Annotated in this window: 20 protein-coding genes, 1 tRNA gene and 2 pseudogenes; 10 read left to right on the top strand and 13 right to left on the bottom strand. The window is 64.5% G+C overall.

Translation table 11 applies throughout. From position 1 onward, the window contains the following. The first annotated feature begins 244 nt into the window (after positions 1-244). Both flhA and P6U25_RS07880 read left to right on the top strand, forming a co-directional pair. Complete coding sequence (gene flhA, locus P6U25_RS07885; protein WP_407150935.1) at positions 245-2,380, top strand: flagellar biosynthesis protein FlhA; 2,136 nt, start codon at positions 245-247, stop codon at positions 2,378-2,380. Between the two features lie 329 nt (positions 2,381-2,709). Continuing rightward, on the top strand, positions 2,710-2,910 hold the full coding sequence (locus tag P6U25_RS07880; RefSeq protein WP_407150934.1) for a hypothetical protein: 201 nt from the start codon (positions 2,710-2,712) through the stop codon (positions 2,908-2,910). Between the two features lie 154 nt (positions 2,911-3,064). On the opposite strand, the gene P6U25_RS07875 is transcribed toward P6U25_RS07880, so the two are convergent. From P6U25_RS07875 to fliI, 4 genes are all read right to left on the bottom strand, one after another. After that, positions 3,065-3,967: an anti-sigma factor domain-containing protein gene (locus tag P6U25_RS07875; protein WP_407150933.1), complete on the bottom strand. Its 903-nt coding sequence runs from the start codon at positions 3,965-3,967 to the stop codon at positions 3,065-3,067. A 3-nt stretch (positions 3,968-3,970) separates the two neighbouring features. Beyond that, entirely contained in the window at positions 3,971-4,516 is a 546-nt protein-coding gene (locus P6U25_RS07870; RefSeq protein WP_407150932.1) for a sigma-70 family RNA polymerase sigma factor, read from the bottom strand. A gap of 231 nt (positions 4,517-4,747) precedes the next feature. Next, entirely contained in the window at positions 4,748-5,167 is a 420-nt protein-coding gene (fliJ, locus tag P6U25_RS07865) for a flagellar export protein FliJ (protein WP_407150931.1), read from the bottom strand. A gap of 109 nt (positions 5,168-5,276) precedes the next feature. Then, positions 5,277-6,602, bottom strand: coding sequence for a flagellar protein export ATPase FliI (gene fliI / locus P6U25_RS07860; RefSeq protein ID WP_407150930.1), 1,326 nt, complete (start codon positions 6,600-6,602; stop codon positions 5,277-5,279). A 367-nt stretch (positions 6,603-6,969) separates the two neighbouring features. Here fliI and ctrA point away from each other — a divergent pair, with 367 nt between their 5' ends. Further along, entirely contained in the window at positions 6,970-7,671 is a 702-nt protein-coding gene (gene ctrA, locus P6U25_RS07855; RefSeq protein WP_016848562.1) for a response regulator transcription factor CtrA, read from the top strand. A gap of 188 nt (positions 7,672-7,859) precedes the next feature. On the opposite strand, the gene P6U25_RS07850 is transcribed toward ctrA, so the two are convergent. The 6 genes and pseudogenes from P6U25_RS07850 to chpT form a co-directional block, all read right to left on the bottom strand. Continuing rightward, a complete protein-coding gene (locus P6U25_RS07850; RefSeq protein WP_407150929.1) occupies positions 7,860-8,726 on the bottom strand; it encodes a CheR family methyltransferase in 867 nt (288 codons plus the stop codon). After that, positions 8,723-9,898, bottom strand: coding sequence for a chemotaxis response regulator protein-glutamate methylesterase (locus P6U25_RS07845; RefSeq protein WP_407150928.1), 1,176 nt, complete (start codon positions 9,896-9,898; stop codon positions 8,723-8,725). The genes P6U25_RS07850 and P6U25_RS07845 overlap by 4 nt, the downstream gene beginning before the upstream one ends. Positions 9,899-9,974: 76 nt before the next feature. After that, a complete protein-coding gene (locus tag P6U25_RS07840) occupies positions 9,975-10,340 on the bottom strand; it encodes a PleD family two-component system response regulator (RefSeq protein ID WP_407150927.1) in 366 nt (121 codons plus the stop codon). A gap of 74 nt (positions 10,341-10,414) precedes the next feature. Next, positions 10,415-10,786 (bottom strand): annotated as a pseudogene (locus P6U25_RS07835) (chemotaxis protein CheW); the annotation flags it as partial. A 122-nt stretch (positions 10,787-10,908) separates the two neighbouring features. Next, positions 10,909-13,615: pseudogene (locus P6U25_RS07830) on the bottom strand (chemotaxis protein CheW). Positions 13,616-13,807: 192 nt separating this feature from the next. Further along, positions 13,808-14,455 carry a histidine phosphotransferase ChpT gene (gene chpT / locus P6U25_RS07825; RefSeq protein WP_407150926.1) on the bottom strand — a complete coding sequence of 216 codons (648 nt, stop codon included), beginning with the start codon at positions 14,453-14,455 and terminating at the stop codon, positions 13,808-13,810. A 261-nt stretch (positions 14,456-14,716) separates the two neighbouring features. Here chpT and cysQ point away from each other — a divergent pair, with 261 nt between their 5' ends. Next, complete coding sequence (cysQ, locus tag P6U25_RS07820) at positions 14,717-15,544, top strand: 3'(2'),5'-bisphosphate nucleotidase CysQ (RefSeq protein ID WP_407150925.1); 828 nt, start codon at positions 14,717-14,719, stop codon at positions 15,542-15,544. A gap of 104 nt (positions 15,545-15,648) precedes the next feature. On the opposite strand, the gene P6U25_RS07815 is transcribed toward cysQ, so the two are convergent. Next, entirely contained in the window at positions 15,649-16,155 is a 507-nt protein-coding gene (locus P6U25_RS07815) for a YHS domain-containing (seleno)protein (protein WP_407150924.1), read from the bottom strand. Between the two features lie 110 nt (positions 16,156-16,265). On the opposite strand from P6U25_RS07815, the gene P6U25_RS07810 reads away from it, so the two are divergent. From P6U25_RS07810 to P6U25_RS07795, 4 genes are all read left to right on the top strand, one after another. Next, the gene (locus P6U25_RS07810; RefSeq protein ID WP_407150923.1) at positions 16,266-16,871 is read left to right on the top strand and encodes a DUF1134 domain-containing protein; all 606 of its coding nucleotides are present in this window, start codon (positions 16,266-16,268) and stop codon (positions 16,869-16,871) included. A 238-nt stretch (positions 16,872-17,109) separates the two neighbouring features. Further along, entirely contained in the window at positions 17,110-18,384 is a 1,275-nt protein-coding gene (locus tag P6U25_RS07805) for a hypothetical protein (protein WP_407150922.1), read from the top strand. 111 nt (positions 18,385-18,495) lie between these two features. Then, positions 18,496-18,570, top strand: a tRNA-Val gene (locus P6U25_RS07800). 202 nt (positions 18,571-18,772) lie between these two features. Continuing rightward, on the top strand, positions 18,773-18,961 hold the full coding sequence (locus P6U25_RS07795) for a hypothetical protein (protein WP_407150921.1): 189 nt from the start codon (positions 18,773-18,775) through the stop codon (positions 18,959-18,961). Between the two features lie 124 nt (positions 18,962-19,085). Here the strand turns inward: P6U25_RS07795 and P6U25_RS07790 are convergent, their stop codons facing one another. Then, positions 19,086-19,442: a hypothetical protein gene (locus P6U25_RS07790; protein WP_407150920.1), complete on the bottom strand. Its 357-nt coding sequence runs from the start codon at positions 19,440-19,442 to the stop codon at positions 19,086-19,088. 195 nt (positions 19,443-19,637) lie between these two features. Here P6U25_RS07790 and P6U25_RS07785 point away from each other — a divergent pair, with 195 nt between their 5' ends. Then, complete coding sequence (locus tag P6U25_RS07785) at positions 19,638-20,009, top strand: DUF4118 domain-containing protein (RefSeq protein WP_407150919.1); 372 nt, start codon at positions 19,638-19,640, stop codon at positions 20,007-20,009. Positions 20,010-20,121: 112 nt separating this feature from the next. Here the strand turns inward: P6U25_RS07785 and P6U25_RS07780 are convergent, their stop codons facing one another. Beyond that, entirely contained in the window at positions 20,122-20,262 is a 141-nt protein-coding gene (locus P6U25_RS07780) for a hypothetical protein (RefSeq protein ID WP_407150918.1), read from the bottom strand. A gap of 184 nt (positions 20,263-20,446) precedes the next feature. Here P6U25_RS07780 and P6U25_RS07775 point away from each other — a divergent pair, with 184 nt between their 5' ends. Beyond that, positions 20,447-20,662 (top strand): hypothetical protein, encoded by a 216-nt coding sequence (locus P6U25_RS07775; RefSeq protein WP_407150917.1) that lies wholly within the window; start codon positions 20,447-20,449, stop codon positions 20,660-20,662. Positions 20,663-20,794: the final 132 nt, after the last annotated feature.

The following is a 20,794-nucleotide window of genomic DNA, read 5'->3' as shown; positions in this document are numbered from 1 at the left end:
GTCATGGCCTCGCCGCCCCCGCCGATCGGCGCAGAACGACCCAGCCCAAGAGCCGAATTAACCCTTTGCTAACCATACACCGGGCAAAAATTGCCGAGTGAAGTCGAGTGTCGTCGATCGCGTATGACGGGCGGAGATCCCCGTGAACGCAAGTGCGGTGCCTCACTTTCGAAACGGCGGCCCTTCGGCCGTCGCGCAGACGCTTGGCGGCCGCAGCCGCCAATCGCGGGGGAGAGCGGCTACCATGGTCGATGTCACGGCGGGTCAGGGCACGGCGGGCAAAGGCGGCAGCTTCCCGAGCCTCAGTGACATCGGGGATATCTTAAAGCGCGGCGATCTCGCGCTGGCGCTCGGCGTCCTCACCATCCTGGTCGTCCTGATCCTGCCACTGCCCTCGATCGTGCTCGACCTTTTCCTGGCAGTCTCGATCACGGTCTCGGTCCTGATCCTGATGACCTCCCTGTTCATCCAGGCGCCGCTGGAATTTTCGTCGTTCCCGACCATCCTCTTGATCTCGACCATGCTGCGGCTGTCGCTGAACATGGCCTCGACCCGGCTGATCCTGAGCCACGGCCATGAGGGCACCGCAGCCGCCGGCCACGTCATCGAGGCGTTCGGCAACTTCGTGATGGGCGGCAACTTCGTGATCGGCATCATCGTGTTCGCGATCCTGGTGATCGTGAACTTCGTGGTCATCACCAAGGGTTCGGGCCGCATCGCCGAGGTCGCCGCGCGCTTCCAGCTCGACTCGATGCCCGGCAAGCAAATGGCGATCGACGCCGACCTCTCCGCCGGATTGATCGACGAGAAGACCGCCAAGGAACGGCGCAAGGCGCTGGAGGACGAGAGCGGCTTCTTCGGCGCGATGGATGGCGCCTCGAAATTCGTCCGCGGCGATGCCATCGCGGGCCTTTTGATCGTCGGCATCAACATCGTCGGCGGCATCATCATCGGCGTCGCCCAGCAGGGCCTTTCCTTCAGCGAAGCCGCCCGCACCTATACGGTGCTGACCGTCGGCGACGGCCTCGTCACCCAAGTGCCCGCCCTAATCGTCTCGACTGCGGCGGGCTTGCTCGTCTCCAAGGCCGGCATCACCGGCGCCGCCGACAAGGCGCTGATGGGGCAGCTCTCCGGCTATCCGCAGGCGCTCGGCATGTCCGCCGGCGTCATGCTGGTGTTGTCGCTCTTGCCTGGCATTCCGATGCTGCCCTTCATGGCGCTCGGCTCGGGCGCCGCGGCCCTGGCCTGGTCCGCGCGCAAGCAGAAGCGGGCGGTGAAGGCCGCCGAAGCCGCCGCAGCAGCGGCCCCGGCTGCCGCGGCGGCCTCCGCCGCTGCCGCCGCGGACGAGCCGATTTCAGCCGCGCTGAAGATCGACGACCTCAAGATCGAGCTCGGCTACGCGCTGCTGCCCCTGGTGAACGGCCCCGACGGCACCGACCGCCTGACCGAGCAGATCAAGGCGCTGCGCCGCTCGCTCGCGATCGAGATGGGCTTCGTGATGCCGGCGGTGCGCATCCTCGACAATGTGCAGCTCGAGGCCAACAGCTACGCCATCAAGATCAAGGAGGTCGACGCCGGCAGCGGCAAGATCTGGCCGAACCAGTTCATGGTCATGGACCCGGCCGGCAACCAGGTTCAACTGCCCGGTATCCACACCATCGAGCCGACCTTCGGATTGCCGGCAACCTGGGTCGATGCCGGCCTGAAGGAAGAGGCCGCGCTGAAGGGATACACCGTGGTCGACGCCGCGACCGTGCTGTCGACCCACCTGACCGAGTTGCTCAAGACCAACATGGCGGACCTGCTGTCCTATGGCGAGGTTCAGAAGCTGCTCAAGGAGCTGCCGAAGGAGCAGGGCGAGCTGATCAAGGACATCGTGCCGAGCCAGGTCACGGTGTCGGGCATCCAGCGCGTGCTGCAGCTCCTGCTCGCCGAGCGCATCTCGATCCGCGACCTCTCGACCATCCTCGAGGGCATTGCCGACGCACTGGCGTTCTCGCGCAATCCGGCCGCCATGGTCGAGCACGTCCGCGCCCGGCTGGCGCGGCAGATCTGCGCGCAGAACACCTCGCCGAACGGCTATTTGCCGCTGATCGCGCTGTCGGCGCGATGGGAGCAGGCCTTCGCCGAGTCGATCGTCGGTCAGGGCGACGACCGCAGCCTGGCGATGCAGCCGTCGAAGCTTTCCGAGTTCATGACGGCGGTGCGCAACGCCTTCGAGCAGGCGGCGCGCGAAGGCGAGGCTCCGGTGCTGGTGACGTCGGCTGCGATCCGGCCGTTCGTCCGCTCGTTGGTCGAGCGGTTCCGCTCGCAAACGACCGTGCTGTCGCAGGCCGAGATCCATCCGCGGGCACGCCTGAAAACGGTCGGCAGCGTCTAGGTTTTCAAGGCAAATCAGTTGCGTAAGCGGAGTGCTTTTCCGTCACAGGCAACCGATTTGTGCGGAACTGGACCGGAACGGCCCTATCTCGACCATCACAACGCATCTATCCTATAAGGATATGATATTATTGTATTTGTAGCCTTAGTCGACCTTCACATCGCGGTTTTTGGTCGCGCAGGATCACGTCTCATCACTGCCTTGTGATCACCCCTAGGGAACGGAATGGAGAAATCCTACGTTAGCGGGGCGCGAGAGATTGAACCCGGCAGCGAACGTAAGCGACACATCGACAAGAGCAGAGAGCAGGAAGGCGGCAGGAGACTTCCATGAACCACTCGATCTATAGCGCCGATCGTATGACGCACCTGAAGATCGTCGTGGTTGCCCTGATAGCGGGTATCCTGGTCGCCGGTTTCGGTATCTCGGCACACAACGCGTCGGACGACGGTTATGCCCAGACGGCGCGCGTTATCAAGGCCGGCAAGCCGGTTGCAGTGACAAGCTCTAGCAACTCGCTCGTCCGCTAACAGGAGAATTTCACGGAATTCACGTAGCTCTTTACAGCCCCCCAAAGTCGCTACGTGGATATTAAGACCCCCAACTACCCCCAAGTTGACTGTTGAAAACGCCCGCTCCCCACGGGCGTTTTCTTTTTTGTGCATTTCCGACTGATGCCGACCGCTACTTCTGCCCGCCGGGCACCGTCTCGATCAGCTTGCCGGTGAAGACCGGCGCAGAGGTCGGCTGCCCACTCGGCGATCCGCCCTCCTGTTCGATCGTGACGGCATAGGTGGCGCCGTTGATGACGTCGGGATCGTAGCCCGCGAGCACCGGCCGCTCGGTGAAATCGTCAGCGCCGATCACGCCGAGCGAGCGAGGCTGCGGCAGTTTGTCCGAGATTAGCCAGAGCTCGAAGCTCTTGCCCTGCTCCGCCGTGGCGCCGACCTTGCGCACCGTGAAGTTCTTGGTCGCGCCGTCGATGGTCAGGATGAAGGCCGGGCCGCCGCCCTGGCCCTGCAGCAGTGCGACATATTGCGCTGATGGCGTGAGCACCGGCGCCGGCGTCTTCACCTCAACGGTGCGGATGAGCGGCTTCGGCCGCAGGCTGTCCGGCAAGGCGTCGGGCTGGAAGATCTGTAACCCGACCATCACGAGCAGCGCCGCCGCGATCGCGCTCGCAACCGACGCGATGCCGCGCCAGCGCTTCACGCGACCCGCGAGATCGATGACGTTGCTCTCGTCGGCGGCCGGCGCCTGCCGTGTCTCGGCCGGCCCGACTTGCGGCGATGGTGGCGGCGCAGGCGATGGCTCCGGCGGAGGCACCGGCTCGGGTAGCGCGAGCGGCGCCTGCGCTTCGCCGGGACGACCGATCGCGAATTTGATGTTCTCCCAGACGATCGGCCGCGGCTCGACCAGGCCGACCATCTGGTTCAGCGGCCCGAGCCTGAACTCCCACGCCTGCACGACCGCGGCGAACTCCGTGTCGACGGCCATCATGGTCTCGACCTGCGTGCGCTCGTCGGCATCGAGCGTGCCGAGCGCATATTCCGCGGCGAGCACGATATGGTCTTCGCTATAGGCCATCACTTAGAGTCCAAGACACTCCCTGATTTCCATCATGCTCCGGCGCAGCCAGGTCTTCACCGTGTTGACCGGCGTCTCGAATTTCGCGGCCAATTGCTCGCGGCTCCAGCCGTTGTAGTAGGCGAGCAGCACGAGCTTCTGACGATCCGGCTCCAGACGACCGACGCACTCGAGCAATCGCCTCAACTCTTCCGTCATCTCCCGTCGCGCCAGCGGATCGGGCGATTCCGCGGCCACTTCCATCGCCGCCGGTTCTTCCTCGAGCGAGACCTCGCCTCGCTTGCGTGCGACATCGATGGCGCGGTTGCGCGCGATCGACGTCATCCAGGTGATCGGGGAAGAGAGGGCTGGATTGAACTGCCCGGCGCCGTTCCAGATCTTGACGTAAGCCTCCTGGATGACTTCCTCGGCGAGGTCCTGACGTCGCAAGATACGGAGCACAACGCCGAAGAGTTTCGCGCGCGTGGCGACGTAGAGCCGCTCAAAGGCGGCCTCGTCCCCCTTGGCGACGGCGGCGACCAGCCAGACCAGCTCAGCCGAGGTCAGCATTCAGCGTCCCCCAAAGCCCGCTTCCCCCATCGCGTCGTCGCCGACCGCCCGGTGCCGCCTGTCCTGTTGCCAATGGTCTTGCCGCCAATTGTCTTTCCGTCGCCATCTCCTGAACGCTCGTAGCATACTTTTTTGCCAGCCGACCCAGCCAATGGGCCGGGTTGTGGACAGCTCAAACAAAAGCCCGGGCCAAAGCCCGGGCTGTTATCGTCTTGCAAGCTGGAGGATGCGTCAGGCGATGACGCCGAGACGGGCGCGCATCAACCCGATCGAGTCCATGTCGGCCTGCTCGCGGGCGGTCTCTTCGGCGCGCTCACGCGCCTGGTCGCGCTCGTCGAGCAGCTCGACCTTCTTGAGCTCCTCGAATGCCTCCGACAGCAGGGCCTTGGCGTCCTCGAGCTGGCTGCGCAATTCGTCGGCCGAGCGGGTGAGATTTTCCCGGCGCTGGATCGCCGCCTTGGCGTAAGTCGGGTAGGCGAAATGGGTGGGATCGTTGATCCCGGCACGCTCCTGCTCGACCTGGATCTCGCGCTCCAGCTCGACCGACATGCGCTGGAAGTCGGCGATCATGCCTTCGATCTGGGTGACCCGGCGGCGCTTTTCGTCGACCTGAAACTTCTTCAGCCGGATCAGCGTTTCACGTGACTTCATCGACTCTTACTCCCCAGAAGTCCCGATTTTGAACGCGGGACAGAGCCGGCTTCCCGCTGGGCCCCGCCGGCATCGCTAATGGTCTGCCGCGGATGATGGCCTGACAAAGTTAGCGTTCCGTTTCCAAACCCGACAGGATTTGAGCGAGTTGCCGGTAGCCATCACCGAGGCTGGTCGCCTCGTCCTTGGCCTGGCGCAGGAAGGCTTCGAGCGGTTCGTGCAGCCGGATCGCTTCGTCGACCTCGGTGCTGGAACCGGGACGGTAGGCGCCGAGCCGGATCAGTTCTTCCATGTCGGCATAGGTGGCCATCACCTGCCGCGCCTTGGTGATGAACGGCAGGAAAGCCGGATCGGCGGATCGCGGCATGGTGCGCGACACTGACTTGAGGATGTTGACCGCCGGATAGCGACCACGCTCGGCGATCGCGCGCTGCATCACGATATGGCCGTCCAGAATGCCGCGCACCGCGTCCGCGATCGGCTCGTTGTGATCGTCGCCATCGACCAGCACCGTGAAGATCGCGGTGATGGTGCCGGCCCCCGTGCCCGGCCCTGCCCGCTCCAAAAGCTTCGGCAATTCGGTGAACACGGTCGGCGTATAGCCCTTGGCGGTCGGCGGCTCGCCCGCCGACAGACCGATCTCGCGCTGCGCCATCGCAAAGCGCGTGACCGAGTCCATCAGGCACAGCACGTCCTTGTCCTCGTCGCGGAAATATTCCGCGATCGCGAGCGTGAGATAGGCCGCCTGCCGCCGCATCAGCGCCGGCTCGTCCGAGGTCGCGACCACCACGACCGAGCGCGCCAAGCCCTCTTCCCCAAGGTCCTCCTGGAGGAATTCCTGCACCTCGCGGCCGCGTTCGCCGATCAGGCCGATCACGGAGATGTCGGCATCGACATTGCGCGCCAGCATCGACAGCAGCACCGACTTGCCGACACCGGAGCCCGCGAAGATGCCGAGCCGCTGGCCGCGGCAGCAGGTCAGGAATGTATTGAGGCCGCGCACGCCGAGATCGAGCGGGGCGCCGACCCGCTTGCGCGAATGCGCCGGCGGCGGCGAGTTGCGGTAGGGCATCGGCGAGGCGCCTTGCACCAGCGGTCCCTTGCCGTCGATCGGCTCGCCCATCGCGTTGATGACACGGCCGAGCCAGGCCGGCGACGGCCGCACCTGGCTTGCCGCGTTGGCGATCACGGCGCGGCAGCCGCGCCTGACGCCGTCGAGGCCACCGAACGGCATCACGACCGCGTTCTCGCCGGAGAAGCCGATCACCTCGGCCGGGATGACGCGGCCGGCGCCGACGTCGATCACGATGCGGGCGCCGACCGACATCGCGTGGATCGGCCCCGCGATCTCGACCATGAGCCCGCGCACCCCGACGACGCGGCCATAAATATTGACGCCGTCGATATCGCCGATCTGCTCCGCGAGTGCCTTCATTGCGAAAACCTTAAGTTTCCGCGCTTTTGGATTTGCCGCTTAACTTCGTGTTTACCCGCATCATTAATCATTGCGTCACTGTCTTTGATGACTGAGGTCGCTTGCCCGTCAGAAGAAGGGCGAGTCGCGAGAGTCGGTTAGCGCCGTCTCTTAATCTGGAACTTGAACGAGAGCGGGTAGGAAAAGCTTCTTCTACGCAATATCTTAGGGCGATTCGACAGAAATTGCACGGTTAGCGCTTGCGTGGAGGAATCAGTTTTTGTTAACCATAGCTCGTCAGGATCCGAATCAGTTGTTCAAAGGCGTTCTGTGAGTGCCGCAAGTGCGGCCGACCTGACGCCCGGAGCGGCGACTAAAGGGGACTGGCATGCGCGTTTTGCTGATTGAAGATGACAGCGCCGTCGCGCAGTCGATCGAATTGATGCTGAAGTCCGAGAGTTTCAACGTCTACACGACGGACCTCGGGGAAGAAGGCGTCGATCTCGGCAAACTTTACGACTACGACATCATCCTTCTCGACCTCAACCTGCCCGACATGTCCGGCTACGACGTGCTCAAGCAGCTCCGGGTGTCGAAGATCAAAACCCCCATTCTGATCCTCTCCGGCCTCGCCGGCATCGAGGACAAGGTCAAGGGTCTCGGCGTCGGCGCCGACGACTACATGACCAAGCCCTTCCACAAGGACGAACTGGTCGCCCGCATCCATGCGATCGTGCGCCGCTCCAAGGGCCACGCCCAGTCCGTCATCCAGACCGGCGATCTCGTGGTCAATCTCGACACCAAGACGGTCGAGGTCGGCGGCCAGCGCGTGCACCTGACCGGCAAGGAATACCAGATGCTGGAGCTGCTCTCGCTCCGCAAGGGCACCACGCTGACCAAGGAAATGTTCCTCAACCATCTCTACGGCGGCATGGACGAGCCGGAGCTGAAGATCATCGACGTCTTCATCTGCAAGCTGCGCAAGAAACTCGCCAACGCCTCCGAGGGCCGCAACTTCATCGAGACCGTGTGGGGCCGCGGCTACGTGCTGCGCGAGCCGCACGAGGCCGACGAGCGCATCCCCGCCTGATCTTCTCAAGGGCATCAGCCGCGAACCATCTGGTCCGCTGCTCCCGAGAACCCCGCCGCAACCGGCGGGGTTTTTGTTTGGATTTGAACCCGCCTGTCGCACGCTCGCGCGACCCGTTGGCTCGCAATGACGGGTCTGCACAAATTCCCAGCGGCTCAGGAGGACGGGCGAAGACGAGCTCGCTCGCCTCAGCGCGCGGCCGAAGCCACCGCTTTCAGCACGTGTGCTGCGCCGGCACGCGCCACGGTATTCGGCTGATAGAGTCCGCGCCTCTCCGGATAGGGCCTGAACAGACTGGTGATGCCGACCACGGATTCGGCGGCGCCGAGCGCCAGCACGCCATCGGGCTCGAGCATCCGCGACAGCTTGGCGAAAATGCCCGCCTTGGTGTCCTGATCGAAATAGATCAGCACGTTGCGGCAGAAGATCACGTCGAAGGTGCCGAGATGAGAGAGGTCGTGCAGGAGATTGAGCTGGCGATGCTGCACCATGCCGCGGATGTCCGCATTGAGCTGCCAGAGCTCGCCATGTTGGGTGAAATATTTGAGCAGCAGATGGATCGGCAAGCCGCGCTGTACCTCGAACTGGCTGAACAGGCCGGCCTTGGCTTTTTCCAGCACCGCCTGCGACAGGTCGGTGGCGACGATCTCGATCCGCCAGCCGGCGAACAGCGCGCTTGCCTCCTTCAGGCACATCGCGATCGAATAAGGCTCCTGCCCGGTGGACGAGGCCGCGCACCAGATGCGTAGCGAGCGACGCGCCGCCCGCGCCTGCGCCAGCGCCGGCAGCACCGCCTCCTTCAGATGGTCGAACGGAATCTTGTCGCGAAAGAAGAAGGTCTCGTTGGTGGTCATCGCCTCGACCACCTCTGCTACCAGCGCGTCCGCACCGCCCTTCATCATCCGCTGCACAAGCTCCGGGATGCCGGCGAGATTCCATCGGCGGGCCAGCGGCACGAGACGGCTCTCGACCAGGTATTGCTTGTCGGCCGAGAGGTCGAGCCCGGACCGCTCCTTCAGCAGCTTGCGGAGATACTCATAATCCAGCGGCGTCACGAACGGTCCCCCGAAAACACGCGAACAAGCTTCGGTGCGATCTGATTGAGCGGCAGCACGGCGGCGCAGATGCCGGCATTGGCCGCCGCGCCGGGCATGCCCCACACCACGCTGGTCGCCTCGTCCTGGGCGATTACGCTGCCGCCGGCCGCGACGATCTCCTTGCCGCCGCGCATGCCGTCGGAGCCCATGCCAGTCAGGATCAACGACAAGATGCTGCCCTGCCAGACCTCGATCGCAGAGATGAACATCGGATCGACGGCAGGCTTGCAGAAATTGACCGGCGGTCCGTCGTCGAGCGCGATCACCGCATGGACGCCCTGACGGGCGACGCGCATATGGCGGCCACCCGGCGCAAGATAGATCTGACCCGGCTTGATGACCTCGCCGTCAACAGCCTCATGCGCCGGCCGCTTGCTGGTGCGCGCCAAATGCTCGGCGAGAATGGTGGTGAAGGTTGGCGGCATGTGCTGGGTGATCAGCACCGGAAAGCGATCGATCACCGGCCCGATCTCGGCGACCAGCGTCATCAGCGCCTGCGGGCCGCCGGTCGAGGAGCCGATCAGCAGCACCTTGGGCGGCAACAGGCCGAGTTGACGGCGGACGAATTGCACCGGCGCGGCGGCCGACGCAGGCACGGTCCCCGGAGCCGTCGCACGCGGCCTGTCCTGCCCTGGCGCCAGCGATGGGTTCGCCGTGCTATTGACGGCGTTGCGGCGCGCCTTGGCGCCGAGATGACGGATCTTCTGGATCAGGTCGTGGCGGAAGGTTTCCGCCGCGGTCGCTTCGCGTGTGCTTTCCGGCTTCGGAATGTAGTCGGAGGCGCCGAGCGACAGCGCCTTCAGGCTGATCTCGGCGTTGCGGCGGGTCAGCGTCGACGCCATGATGACGACGAGGTCGCGTTTCTTGGCCAGCAGTTGCGGCAGCGCCGAGATGCCGTCGAGATCGGGCATTTCGATGTCGAGCACGGCAACGTCGGGATTGATCCGCTGGAGCTGATTGACGGCGTCGAGGCCGGTGCGCAGCGACGCCACGACTTCCATGTCGGGCTCGGCGCCGATCCAGCGCGAGATCATCCCGCGGATCACGACGGAGTCGTCGACCACCATCACCCGCACCTTCTCGGTCCGGGGCGATGTCGGGGTCGCAGCACTTGTCAACGCAACACTCATGAACTCACCAGCGACGCAACGGCACGTGTGACAACGGTAGAGCCGATGGCTTCCGCCGCCGGATCGGACGCAAACTTTAGATGAGCCCGACTTCCTGGAACTTCGCGGTGACGATGTCCCGGTCGAACGGCTTCATGATGTACTCGTTGGCGCCGGCATGCAGCGCGCGGGCAATATGCGCGACGTCGTTCTCGGTGGTGCAGAACACCACCTTGGGCTGATCGCCGCCCGGCATGCGACGGAGATTGCCGAGAAACTCGTAGCCGTCCATGACGGGCATGTTCCAATCGAGCAGCACCGCGTCCGGCATTCCGCGCTTGCAAACCTCGAGCGCCTTCTCGCCGTCCTCGGCCTCGACGATCTGGAAATCGAGACCTTCGAGGATGCGGCGGGCGACCTTGCGAATGACGCTGGAGTCATCGACAACAAGACAGGTTCTCATCTGCGACCTCTGCTTCCTCATCCCCTCGGGGATGCCTGTTCTTCACTTCCGTCACCCTGGTCACGCGGCCTGTCTCAGGCGGCCTTGACGTCGGGCATCAATTCGAGCACGCGGTCGACATCGAGGACGACCATGAGCTGGCCGTCGAGGCGGTGGACGCCGCCGGCGAGCTTGGCCATGCGGGGATCGAGATTGACCGGGTTGTCCTCGCGGCTCGCCTCGGGCAGCCGCAGCACCTCGCCGATCTGGTCGATCAGGAGGCCGTAGGATTCGCCGCGCAGGTCGACGCCGACCGCCATCATCGCCTGGCCGCCGTCGGCCTTGGGCAGGCCGAGCCGGGCGCGCATGTCGATCACGGTGACGATGCGGCCGCGCAAGTTGAGCACGCCGGCGATCTCGCTGGAGGCCAGCGGCACCCGGGTCAGCCGCTCCGGCATGAACACGTCCTGCACCCGCGAGATCGGCAGCCCGAACAATTGCCCGCCGATCACAGCGGTGACGTATTCGGCCATGATGCCGTCGCTCGCTTCGCTCTTGCTGGTCATCGCATCTGGTCCTTGGTCCCGCATCACGCCGCCTTGCGCAGTTCGGCGGTCTGCTCCTTCAGCGCCGCGATCAGCCCGGGACGGTCGAACTTGGCGACGTAGTCGTGGAAGCCGGCCTGCCGGCCGCGCTCGATCGCCGCCGGCGACACCATCGCCGACAGCGCGATGATCGGCAGCCCGGTCAGGTTGCCGTCGGCGCGGATCACCTCGGCGAACTCGAAGCCGTTCATCTCCGGCATCTCGATGTCGGTCAGCACCACGTCGAAGGCCTGCCCCGAGCGCAGCGCCGCGCCCCTCCTGCGCGCCGCCCGCGGTGCGCACCTTGTAGCCGGCGGCCTTCAGGACCGGCGCCAGCATGTTGCGGAAGAACGCGCTATCATCGACCAGCAGCACCGACTGCGCGCTCGCCGACGGGCGCATCTCCTTGCGCGCGAACCAGTCGGCAAACGCCATCGGCAGGAAGTGGCCGACGTCGATCACCTCGGTGGCCTGGCCCTTGATCACCGCCGAGCCCAGGATGCCGTCCTGCGAGCCCGCGACCTCGATGGTGAGCCGCTCCTCGACGATGTCGATGATCTCGTCGACCACGAGCCCCATCGAGCGGCCGTCGTCGGAGAACACCAGGATCGGCTGCGCGCCCTGGCGCTGCACCTCGACGCCCGCCATCTGCACCAGCGGCATCAACTGCTCGCGGTACTGCACCATGTGGCGGCCGTTACTGAGCTCGATCTTGTCGGTGGCGATCTCCTCGAGCCGGGTGACGAGGCCGAGCGGCACCGCCTTGGGCTGGCTGGTGCCGGCGCGGAACACCAGGAGCGAGGTCAGTTGCTCGCCGCTTGCGGCATGGGCGGCGGCACTGTCCTCGGCCAGCTCATGGGCCGCGGCGCCGGAGGCGCCGAGCGCCTTGGCGATGCCGTTGGGGTCGATGATCATGATCACCGCGCCGTCGCCGAGGATGGTGTTGCCGGAGAACATGTCGATGTGGCGCAGCTTGGTCGACATCGGCTTGACCACGATCTCCTCGGTGTGGAACACGCCGTCGACCACGATGCCGAAGGTCTGGCTGCCGACCTGGGTCACCACGATGAAGCCGTTCTCGGCCGCGCTGGCCGCGCCGTCGTCGATCTCGAGCAGCTTCTTCAGATGGATCAGCGGCAGCAGCTTGTTGCGCAGCCGCAAGACCGCGGTGTCCTTGATGCGCTCGATGCGGTGCTCGGAGTTGGCGCGCGCCCGCACCAATTCGACCACCGAGAGCTGCGGGATCGCGAAGCGGTCGCCGGCGGCCTCGACGATCAGCGCGGAGACGATCGCCAGCGTCAGCGGGATCTTGATGGTGACACTGGCGCCCTCGCCGGCCACGCTCTTGATGTCGATGGTGCCGCCGATCTGGTCGATATTGGTGCGCACCACGTCCATGCCGACGCCGCGGCCGGACACCGAGGTGACCTGCGCGGCGGTGGAGAAGCCGGGCGCGAAGATGAACTTGTGGACCTGCGCTTCCGTCATCTTCTCGAGCTCGGCCTCGGTGACGAGACCGTTCGAGAGCGCCTTGGCCTTGATCCGCTCGGTGTTGAGGCCGCGGCCATTGTCGGCGATGCCGATGATGATGTGGCCGCCCTCGTGATAGGCGGACAGGCGGATGGTGCCCTGCTCGGGCTTGCCGCTCGCGAGCCGCTCGGCCGGGGTCTCCAGGCCATGGTCGGCGGAGTTGCGCACCATGTGGGTCAGCGGGTCCTTGATCAGGTCGAGCACCTGGCGGTCGAGCTCGGTGTCGGCGCCGTGCATCTCGAGCTCGATCTGCTTGCCGAGCTCGCCGGAGAGGTCGCGGACGATGCGCGGCAGCTTCTGCCAGGCGTTGCCGATCGGCTGCATCCGCGTCTTCATGACGCCCTCCTGCAGCTCGGCGGTGACGTTGGAGAGCCGCTGCAGCGGCACCTTGAACTCGGTGTCCTCGTTGCGCCTTGAGATCTCCAGAAGCTGGTTGCGGGTCAGCACCAGCTCGGAGACCATGGTCATCAGGTGCTCGAGGGTGTCGACATTGACCCGGATCGACTGGTTGGCGATCTTGTCGCCGCCCTCGGCCTCGGCCTCGGCGGCGCTCCGGCGCGCCGGCTTCTTCGCCGCCTCGGCGGCGGCAGGGGCCGTGGCGGGCCTGGCGACCGGCGCCACCACCTCGGTTGCGGTCTCGCGGAAGGCGCGCTCGAGCTCGTCGAGCGAGACCTCGCCCGGGCGCAGCGGCCGCTCCAATGTCTGCGCCACCAGCGTGCCCGTGGCGAGCGCCGGCTGCACCGACGGCGCCTCGACCACCGGCACCGCCGTATCGTCGGCAGCGCTGGTCTCGGCCATCGCCGCGATGCCGCGCGCGACCATGGCTTCGAGCTGATCGATCAGGTCGCGGTCGGTGCCGTCGGGCTCGGCCTCGGTGGCCTCGAGCCCGGCCAAAATCTCCTTGATGCGGTCGATCGAGGACAGGATCAGCGTCACCGCCTCCGCGGTCACCGGCATGCCGTCGCGGAACTTGCCCATCAAGGTCTCGCCGGCATGCGCCAACGCCTCCAGCCGCGGCAGCCCGAGGAAGCCGCAGGTCCCCTTGATCGTGTGCACCAGGCGGAAGATGTTATCCAGGATCTTGGCGTTGTTCGGATCCTGCTCGAACTGCACGAGCTGGTTGTCGACCGTGTCCAGGCTCTCGCTGCTCTCCGTCAGGAACTCGCGCAACAGATCGTCCATGAAAACCAGCCTTTAAAAACGCAGCGGCGCGCGACATCGCCGCGCCTTACGGAACCGGGCCAGCTTCCCCGCAAAGCGTTTAAGTTTGGTTGAGTAATCGCAAAAGAACGGGATCAACAAAGACATAAGGCCGCGCGATCAAATCGCGCGGCCTGTGGTAACTGTTGATTAACAGTGTGGCGGAGACCGCGTTCAGGACGCGGCGACAATCACCTTGTCGCCATCCAGCGCGAGCATCACCTTAAGCCCGCAGGCTTCCGCGAGAAGCCGCGTGTAATGCGGCTGCACCGCATGCGCATCGACCGTGTTGGCCGCCGTTCCGTTGAGGAGATCGACGATATTCTGCGGCACGCGGGCATTGAGACCGGCGGACGTGATGCGGAAGCTCAAGGCTTCGCCCTCGCCGACCGGATCGATCGTGAGCGTGCCGCCGCGCGGAATCGTCTGCTGCGCGATCACGAGCATGTTCAACAGCAGCTTGACCCGGTTCTTGGGCAGCAGCAGCCGCGGCAAATTCCAGCTCATCGTGACCTTGCCGTCCTCGATATGGCCCTTCGCCATGTTGTGGGCGTCGCCGAGGTCGATCTGCGCGCCAGAAGAACCGGCTGCGCCGAACGCCAGCCGACAGAACTGCAATCGCGCCGAAGCGGTCTTGGCGCTCTTGCGGATCAGATCGAGTGCGAAGTCACGATCTTCGGGCTTGGGATTGTCGTCGAGGACCTCAAGTCCATTGACGATCGCACCAACCGGACTGATGAGATCGTGACAGACCCGCGAGCACAGCAGCGCAGCGAGTTCGAGTGCATCGGGAGCGGGACCGGGAGACGAAGTGCCAGACATAGATTGTTCCTGGAAAGCCGCACGCCGCGGGAGGAGTGCGAATCACGCATGCCTGTCGGCTTGATACACTGCGAAGACGCATGCTGCCAGCTTGCGGCGGGACTGATAAAGCATGGTCCGGACCGGAACGGCCGCGTTAGCCCAAAGTGGAAACCGGTTTTCCGAAAAGATCATGCTCAAACAAAGAGATGAGATCATGATGCGATGCCTCATCATCGCATTATGATCTCAGAGAAGACGAACAGGATATGGGATCCGCTCATGAATGAGGCAAAATCGCCCGCCATCGGCCGCGATGCCGCCGCTACGCTGCTCGAATCGTTGACCGAACTCGTGATACAGGCCGGCGAGGCGATTCTTTCGGTCAATCGTTCCACGATGAAGGTTGCCGGCAAGGGTGACGGCTCGCCGGTGACGGAGGCGGATCTCGCCGCAGATCAGATCATCGTCGAGGGATTGGGGCGGCTGGCGCCACGGGTGTCACTGCTGTCGGAAGAGCGCGCTCATCTGGCGAAGCCACCTTACAGGGACAGTTTTTTCCTCATCGATCCGCTCGACGGCACCAAGGAGTTCGTCGCTGGCCGCAACGAGTTCACGGTCAACGTGGCGCTGGTCACACACGGCGCGCCGCTGCTTGGCATCGTCGGTGCACCTGCACTTGGATTGATCTGGCGCGGCATCGTCGGCAAGGGCGCGGAACGGCTGACGCTACGCGACGGCAAGGTTTCGCACACGGTGCCGATCAGGACCCGTCCGTGCCCGGCGCGTGGCGCGCCGTGGACCGTGGCGGTGAGCCGGTCGCATGGCGATCCGCGCACCGAAGCCTTCATCGACGCGCGCGGCGATGCCACACGCGCGGTGCTGGGCTCAGCGGTCAAATTCGGCCGGGTCGCCGAGGGAGAGATTGACATCTATCCCCGGCTTTCGCCGACGTCGGAATGGGATGTCGCGGCCGGCGCTGCGGTGGTCGTCGCGGCCGGCGGCAAGGTGACCGATTCGCAAGGGCACCCGCTGCATTTCGGGTTGCGCCGCGAGGACTTCCTGGTCCCGGAATTCATTGCCTGGGGTGACCCGGCTGCAGCGCCCTGATCCGGAGCCTTATCGGTTCTGATTGAATCAGAACCGAAGATCTCGATTCCAGTTCTGACGCGTTTTCTGCGCGCGAACCGGTGTCCACTTCGCTCGAAAACGCTCTATTGCGCGAGATTCGCTTCGAGCTCCGGCCACCGCGCTTTGGCCTCCTTCAGAAAGCGCGCCGGATCGGCAGCAAAGGCATCGCGGCTCTTTTCCCGATTGAAGAGATAGAGCCTGTTCCCGGCGACCACCCAGAACCGCGGATTGCCTGCACAGGTCACCCCGCGCACCAGATCGGTCGGATCATAACCGCCGAACTGCGGGCCATAGATTTCAGGATGCGCCACGAAGGAGGCGCGGTTGCCCTCGTTGCGAAAGCGCCAGACTGCGCCACCCTCGGCGGCCTCGAACTCTGGCCGGCCCACGGACGCGGCGGCGTCGGTGAAATAGGCGACGGGATCGAATCCCTCGATCGCGAGACCGGAAAAACGGTTCGTCACGACCCGCTCGGTGGTGGAGGCCTGGGCGGACGAGTCGAGCCAAGTGGCCGCCAAAATGCCCGCCAACAGGCCGAAAATCGCCACTCGACGGCACCAACCATATTTTTCCTGCCGTTGTGCCGTCATAGTTGATACCGATAACATCCGAGTCGAGGGGACACTGGGCGCAACCTAGAGCCGTGCCTGTTGGCATAGGGTTAAGGGTGACGCCCGGATTTCGATAGCAGGGGTTCTTAATGACTTTCGCATCACGCCTTGCCGCGGTCGCGTTTGCCGCGCTGATGTGCTGGACCGGACATGCGTCCGCGCAGCAGCCCCCGCCGCCGCAATATCCACCGCCCCAGCGTGACCCGACCCCGTATACCTACGGACCGGAGGAGCTGGTCAACGCCGGGCACAAGTTCTTCGGCAATGTTTCGCGTGGACTCGCCTCGATCATCGAGCGCGCGGTCAGTCAGTGGGGGCTGCCTAACGGCTACGTCCTCGGCGAGGAAGGCTCCGGCGCATTCGTGGCGGGGCTGCGCTACGGCGAAGGCACGCTCTACACCAAGAATGCCGGCGATCTCCGGGTCTACTGGCAGGGGCCGTCGGTGGGCTTCGACTGGGGTGGCGACGGCGCGCGCACCATGACGCTGGTCTATAACCTGCCCTCCACCAACGCGATCTATCAGCGCTTCGTCGGCATCGACGGGTCTGCCTACATCGTCGGCGGCTTCGGCATGACCGCGTTGACCGCCAACAACATCGTGCTGGTACCGATCCGCTCCGGCATCGGCTTGCGGCTCGGCGCCAATGTCGGCTACCTCAAATACACTCCGCGCGCGACCTGGAACCCGTTCTAGAGCGTTTTCGAGCGAAGTGGACACCGGTTCGCGTGAAGAAAACGCGTCAAAGCAAGAATCTGGAGCTTCGGTTCTGATTCAATCAGAACCGAAATGCTCTAGTCGCCGTCTGCGCAGGTGGTCGCCGACAACCTTGGCCGCGAATCAGCGATTCACGTTAACGCTGCAACGGGCTGGCCTTTGGCCAGCCCGCCATGGCATTGTGATTAACGAACTATTTCTTGTGGAGTGACCCTTCATGATCGAACCGATCATGTACGGCGCGATCGGTTTCCTGATCTCGATGCTGTGCGGCCTGATGATCGTACCGCTGGTGCATAATCGCGCCGTGCGGCTGACGACGCGCCGCATGGAGGCGGCCACCCCGCTCTCGATGGCCGAGATCCAGGCCGACAAGGACCAGCTTCGCGCCGAATTCGCGATGTCCGCACGCCGGCTCGAGATGAGCGTCGAGCAGCTCAAGAGCAAGACCACCAGCCAGCTCGCCGAACTCGGCAAGAAAACCGACGCGATCAACCGCATGAAGATCGAGCTTAGCGAGAAGAACGCGGCGATCTTCGCGTTGGAAACACGCGATAAGGCGATGAAGGAGCAGCTCCAAGCCACCGAGCAGGAAATCATCGCCAAGACCGAGCAATTACGCGCTGTCGAGCAGACACTGACCGACAAGCAGACTGAGCTTGGCAAGATCAACGCTGTGCTCAGCGACAGCTCCATGACGGCGGACAGTCGCCGGATCGAGCTCGTGACGGCGCAAACGCAGGTAGAGGCGCTGAAGGGCCGCGTTGGCGATGCCGAGAAGGAACACGCCGCGACCCAGGCCCGCCTCGCCCAGGAGCGCAGCCAGTCGGAGATCGCGACCCGCGACCTGGCGGAAGCGCGCGGCCGGGTCAAGAATTTGACTCAGCGCGTCGCCGACCTTGTCAAGGAAGCCGAAACGCTCGGCAACCGCGTCAACGACCTCGAGACCCGGCTCGCTACCCAGGGCAAACTGCTCGCCGAACGCGAATACGAGAACAGCCAGCTCAAGCAGGCGAACGCCGCCGCCGAACTGACCCTGCAGAAGCTGCGCGAGGAGACCGCTGCGACACGCGGGGGCAAATCATCGCTTCTTGCGAAGCTGCGTCAGGAGAAGGCTGCCGCCGAGGAGCAGCTCAGCGTTGCGCGAGATGAAGGCGCCAAGCTGCAACGCGACATCAACGCGATCCAGCAGCAGGCCGAGAGCTCCTGGACAACCGAGCGCATGGAGAACGCGCTGCTGCGCGAGCGCATCAACGACATCGCTGCCGAAGTGGCGAAGCTTGCGATCCAGCTCGAGGGACCGAATTCGACGATCGAGGCCATGCTGGCTGCCGAACCGACCGTGCCGGCCAAGACGACCGGCAAACCCACCGGTGGCACCGGGAATGGGGCTGCCGCCGGCAGCAGCCCGCCCGAGGGCGGCGGTACGCTGGCCGAACGCATCCGGGCGCTGCAGTCGCACGCCTCCCGTGCCCGCCAGCAGGGCGCCTGATCTCGAAGGTCTTGGCTTGACACCTCCACCCGGCACTTCGTAAATCGCAGCCTCTGACGAAGCGCGTTTCGGCCGGCCGCCAAGCAGCGGCCATTCGCACGTCGTTATCCCGGACGCATAGCTCAGCGGGAGAGCGTTCCCTTCACACGGGAGAGGTCCAAGGTTCGATCCCTTGTGCGTCCACCATTTACCTCAATAAAATCAATGAGATCAGAAGATGTGCCGCGTCCCATGGAGGCGCTCGGTCGATATCTGTCCATGAAAGTTGCGTGCAAAGGCATGCGCATTCCGTGCATCGAGCTTCGGCTCGCCTGAGGCCATGTCAGTCTGAGGAACAATAGTTCTTGGATGTTGTTTCGGTGAGGGCAGCACCGAAAAGGACGATCCGATGCACGGCTACACGGCGTACGTCCTCAGCTCCGACGACCGCATTCTATGGCGGGTTGACCTGTTCTGCGGCAACGACGACGACGCGCGGGAGCAGGCCCAGAATCTGGCGACCGACGACCAGCCGGTGGAGCTTTGGGACGGCGCGCGCAAGATTGGAAAATTTGCGCCGTCACACATGATGAATTGATTCTCCCCGCCAGATTTATTTGCTGTTTCAGGCATTTAAGTCCCTGAGACAGGATTCATCGCAGAGAGACCCGCTGCCCCGCGCTCAGCGATCCACTCCGGCCGACGATTTCCGGGCCTCCGGCTCACTGCCGCACCGGTTGCGGAGATGGCGCGGACGGGCGCCGGTTGAGTTCACCGAGCAGGTCGCGCACGGCTCCGTCGAATTCATCGGGCTGCCGACGAGGATCGACCTGCGGCGTGCCGCGCGACGCCCTGCGCCGCCCGGAGAAGCTGCCGTTGGCAGCGACCAGAAGCCCTTCGAGATTGATCAGGTCGTCGCGGCCTGCACCGGCAACGGGCGGCGCACGCCGCTGCGGCCGGACCGCCGGTGCATCACCGCGCGCGATCCGGCGGCGACGGCGCGACTCCATTTCGCGCACTGTATATCCCGAACAGAAGCCGATGCCGATGGCGATGAGAATGATCAGAAGTCCAAGCATTGTGTTGTCCCGCAATCACCCTGCCGCAGTGCAGTAAGCGCGACAATGAGGCAGGGGCTTGACGATGCCGGTGCCCTTTCGTGGAGGATGTATGGATCCCCGAAGGAGTGCAGCGGTCCACGGAATCCTACGGGCTTTTATTTGCTGCCCTCCTTCGCTACCTTCCCCGGAACTCGCGGGGGCGTGGGGAATTCGATGCGCAAGGGCAACGACTACATTTTGAAACTGCGCCCGTGGTCGCTGTCTACCTTCGTCGCCGCCCTGCTGGCCGTCGTGTTTGCAACCGCAATGCAGGAAGTCTTCGCGACCTTCGGCCTCCAGCTCTACTTCGCAACCTTCGTGCCAGCGATCCTGATCGCAGGCCTCTTGGGCGGCGCGCCGGCCGGCGCCTTTGCCACCGTCATTACGGTCCCGATCGTGTGGTGGATGTTCATGCCGCCCTGCTTCGAGTTTGCCTGGCCCACGGCTGCCGACTACGACAGCATCTCGAGCTTCCTGCTGTCGAGCGCGCTTCTGGTCTGCTTCTCGCAGCTCTATCGCGAAGCGCTCGTCATCCTGCGGAGGTGAAATTCGATCGCGTCCTCTGCGCGTCGGTTTGCACCAACTGACAGCAGCGAAGCCGATCGGCACGACCTCGCCGCGGCTCGCCCGTTGCCGGGTGCGGCCGCTGTCGACGCCCTCACATCCCGAACATCCAGACGGCGATGATGGTGACGAGTGTCGCCACGCCGCTGATCGTCCAGCCGACTGCGTAGAATGCGTTCTCGGGAGCGGTGTCGAGCACCGCATCGGTCGTTTCCGTCATTGACCGCCAGCGCATGGCGTCTCTCCTGGGAACTCCTGCCCATCCGCGTAACGCGCAGCAAAGTTCCCGGTTCCGGCGTTCAGGCGCAAGCCATGCGGTTCACGGGCCAATCACGGACAACTGATCCAGGTGGCGGAACCCTGCGACATTCCGTCCCGTTGAGGCGCGCCGGAAAACAGCAACTTGGGAAACCTATCCGATGCGAACACTGATCCTCGCCGCCACCGCCCTTGCCTTCCTGTCATCCACCGCGCTCGCGCAAGACAAGACTGGCGGCAGCCCCGCGCCCGCCGCACAGAGCGGTGACACGATGAGCAAGAGCGAGACGACCAAGATGGCGCCGAAGAAGAAGGCGAAGAAGACGGCGAAGAAATCCAGCGCGAAATCCGGCGGCGAAGCGACCAAGCAACAGTAGGAAACAATCGCACCCGGTGCGCACAGGAAAGGCCGCCCGCGGGCGGCCTTTCGCAGTCCCGGCCAGTGACGTTGCGATCAGTCCAACCGTCATTGCCGGTGAACTCAGGTGCGGAGGGGGAAGCCAAGCGAA

Origin of the sequence: Bradyrhizobium sp. ORS 86 (assembly GCF_045571475.1) — a bacterium.
Classification (GTDB): Bacteria; Pseudomonadota; Alphaproteobacteria; order Rhizobiales; family Xanthobacteraceae; genus Bradyrhizobium.
This window is presented reverse-complemented; position numbering and strand designations above follow the sequence as displayed.

What these genes read in the sequence shown, in the direction of transcription:
- flhA (WP_407150935.1), top strand. Translation starts at nt 245, where the DNA reads ATGGTCGATGTCACGGCGGGTCAGGGCACGGCGGGCAAAGGCGGCAGC.
- P6U25_RS07880 (WP_407150934.1), top strand. Translation starts at nt 2,710, where the DNA reads ATGAACCACTCGATCTATAGCGCCGATCGTATGACGCACCTGAAGATC.
- P6U25_RS07875 (WP_407150933.1), bottom strand. Translation starts at nt 3,967, where the DNA reads ATGGCCTATAGCGAAGACCATATCGTGCTCGCCGCGGAATATGCGCTC.
- P6U25_RS07870 (WP_407150932.1), bottom strand. Translation starts at nt 4,516, where the DNA reads ATGCTGACCTCGGCTGAGCTGGTCTGGCTGGTCGCCGCCGTCGCCAAG.
- fliJ (WP_407150931.1), bottom strand. Translation starts at nt 5,167, where the DNA reads ATGAAGTCACGTGAAACGCTGATCCGGCTGAAGAAGTTTCAGGTCGAC.
- fliI (WP_407150930.1), bottom strand. Translation starts at nt 6,602, where the DNA reads ATGAAGGCACTCGCGGAGCAGATCGGCGATATCGACGGCGTCAATATT.
- ctrA (WP_016848562.1), top strand. Translation starts at nt 6,970, where the DNA reads ATGCGCGTTTTGCTGATTGAAGATGACAGCGCCGTCGCGCAGTCGATC.
- P6U25_RS07845 (WP_407150928.1), bottom strand. Translation starts at nt 9,898, where the DNA reads ATGAGTGTTGCGTTGACAAGTGCTGCGACCCCGACATCGCCCCGGACC.
- P6U25_RS07840 (WP_407150927.1), bottom strand. Translation starts at nt 10,340, where the DNA reads ATGAGAACCTGTCTTGTTGTCGATGACTCCAGCGTCATTCGCAAGGTC.
- chpT (WP_407150926.1), bottom strand. Translation starts at nt 14,455, where the DNA reads ATGTCTGGCACTTCGTCTCCCGGTCCCGCTCCCGATGCACTCGAACTC.
- cysQ (WP_407150925.1), top strand. Translation starts at nt 14,717, where the DNA reads ATGAATGAGGCAAAATCGCCCGCCATCGGCCGCGATGCCGCCGCTACG.
- P6U25_RS07815 (WP_407150924.1), bottom strand. Translation starts at nt 16,155, where the DNA reads ATGACGGCACAACGGCAGGAAAAATATGGTTGGTGCCGTCGAGTGGCG.
- P6U25_RS07810 (WP_407150923.1), top strand. Translation starts at nt 16,266, where the DNA reads ATGACTTTCGCATCACGCCTTGCCGCGGTCGCGTTTGCCGCGCTGATG.
- P6U25_RS07805 (WP_407150922.1), top strand. Translation starts at nt 17,110, where the DNA reads ATGATCGAACCGATCATGTACGGCGCGATCGGTTTCCTGATCTCGATG.
- P6U25_RS07795 (WP_407150921.1), top strand. Translation starts at nt 18,773, where the DNA reads ATGCACGGCTACACGGCGTACGTCCTCAGCTCCGACGACCGCATTCTA.
- P6U25_RS07790 (WP_407150920.1), bottom strand. Translation starts at nt 19,442, where the DNA reads ATGCTTGGACTTCTGATCATTCTCATCGCCATCGGCATCGGCTTCTGT.
- P6U25_RS07785 (WP_407150919.1), top strand. Translation starts at nt 19,638, where the DNA reads ATGCGCAAGGGCAACGACTACATTTTGAAACTGCGCCCGTGGTCGCTG.
- P6U25_RS07780 (WP_407150918.1), bottom strand. Translation starts at nt 20,262, where the DNA reads ATGCGCTGGCGGTCAATGACGGAAACGACCGATGCGGTGCTCGACACC.
- P6U25_RS07775 (WP_407150917.1), top strand. Translation starts at nt 20,447, where the DNA reads ATGCGAACACTGATCCTCGCCGCCACCGCCCTTGCCTTCCTGTCATCC.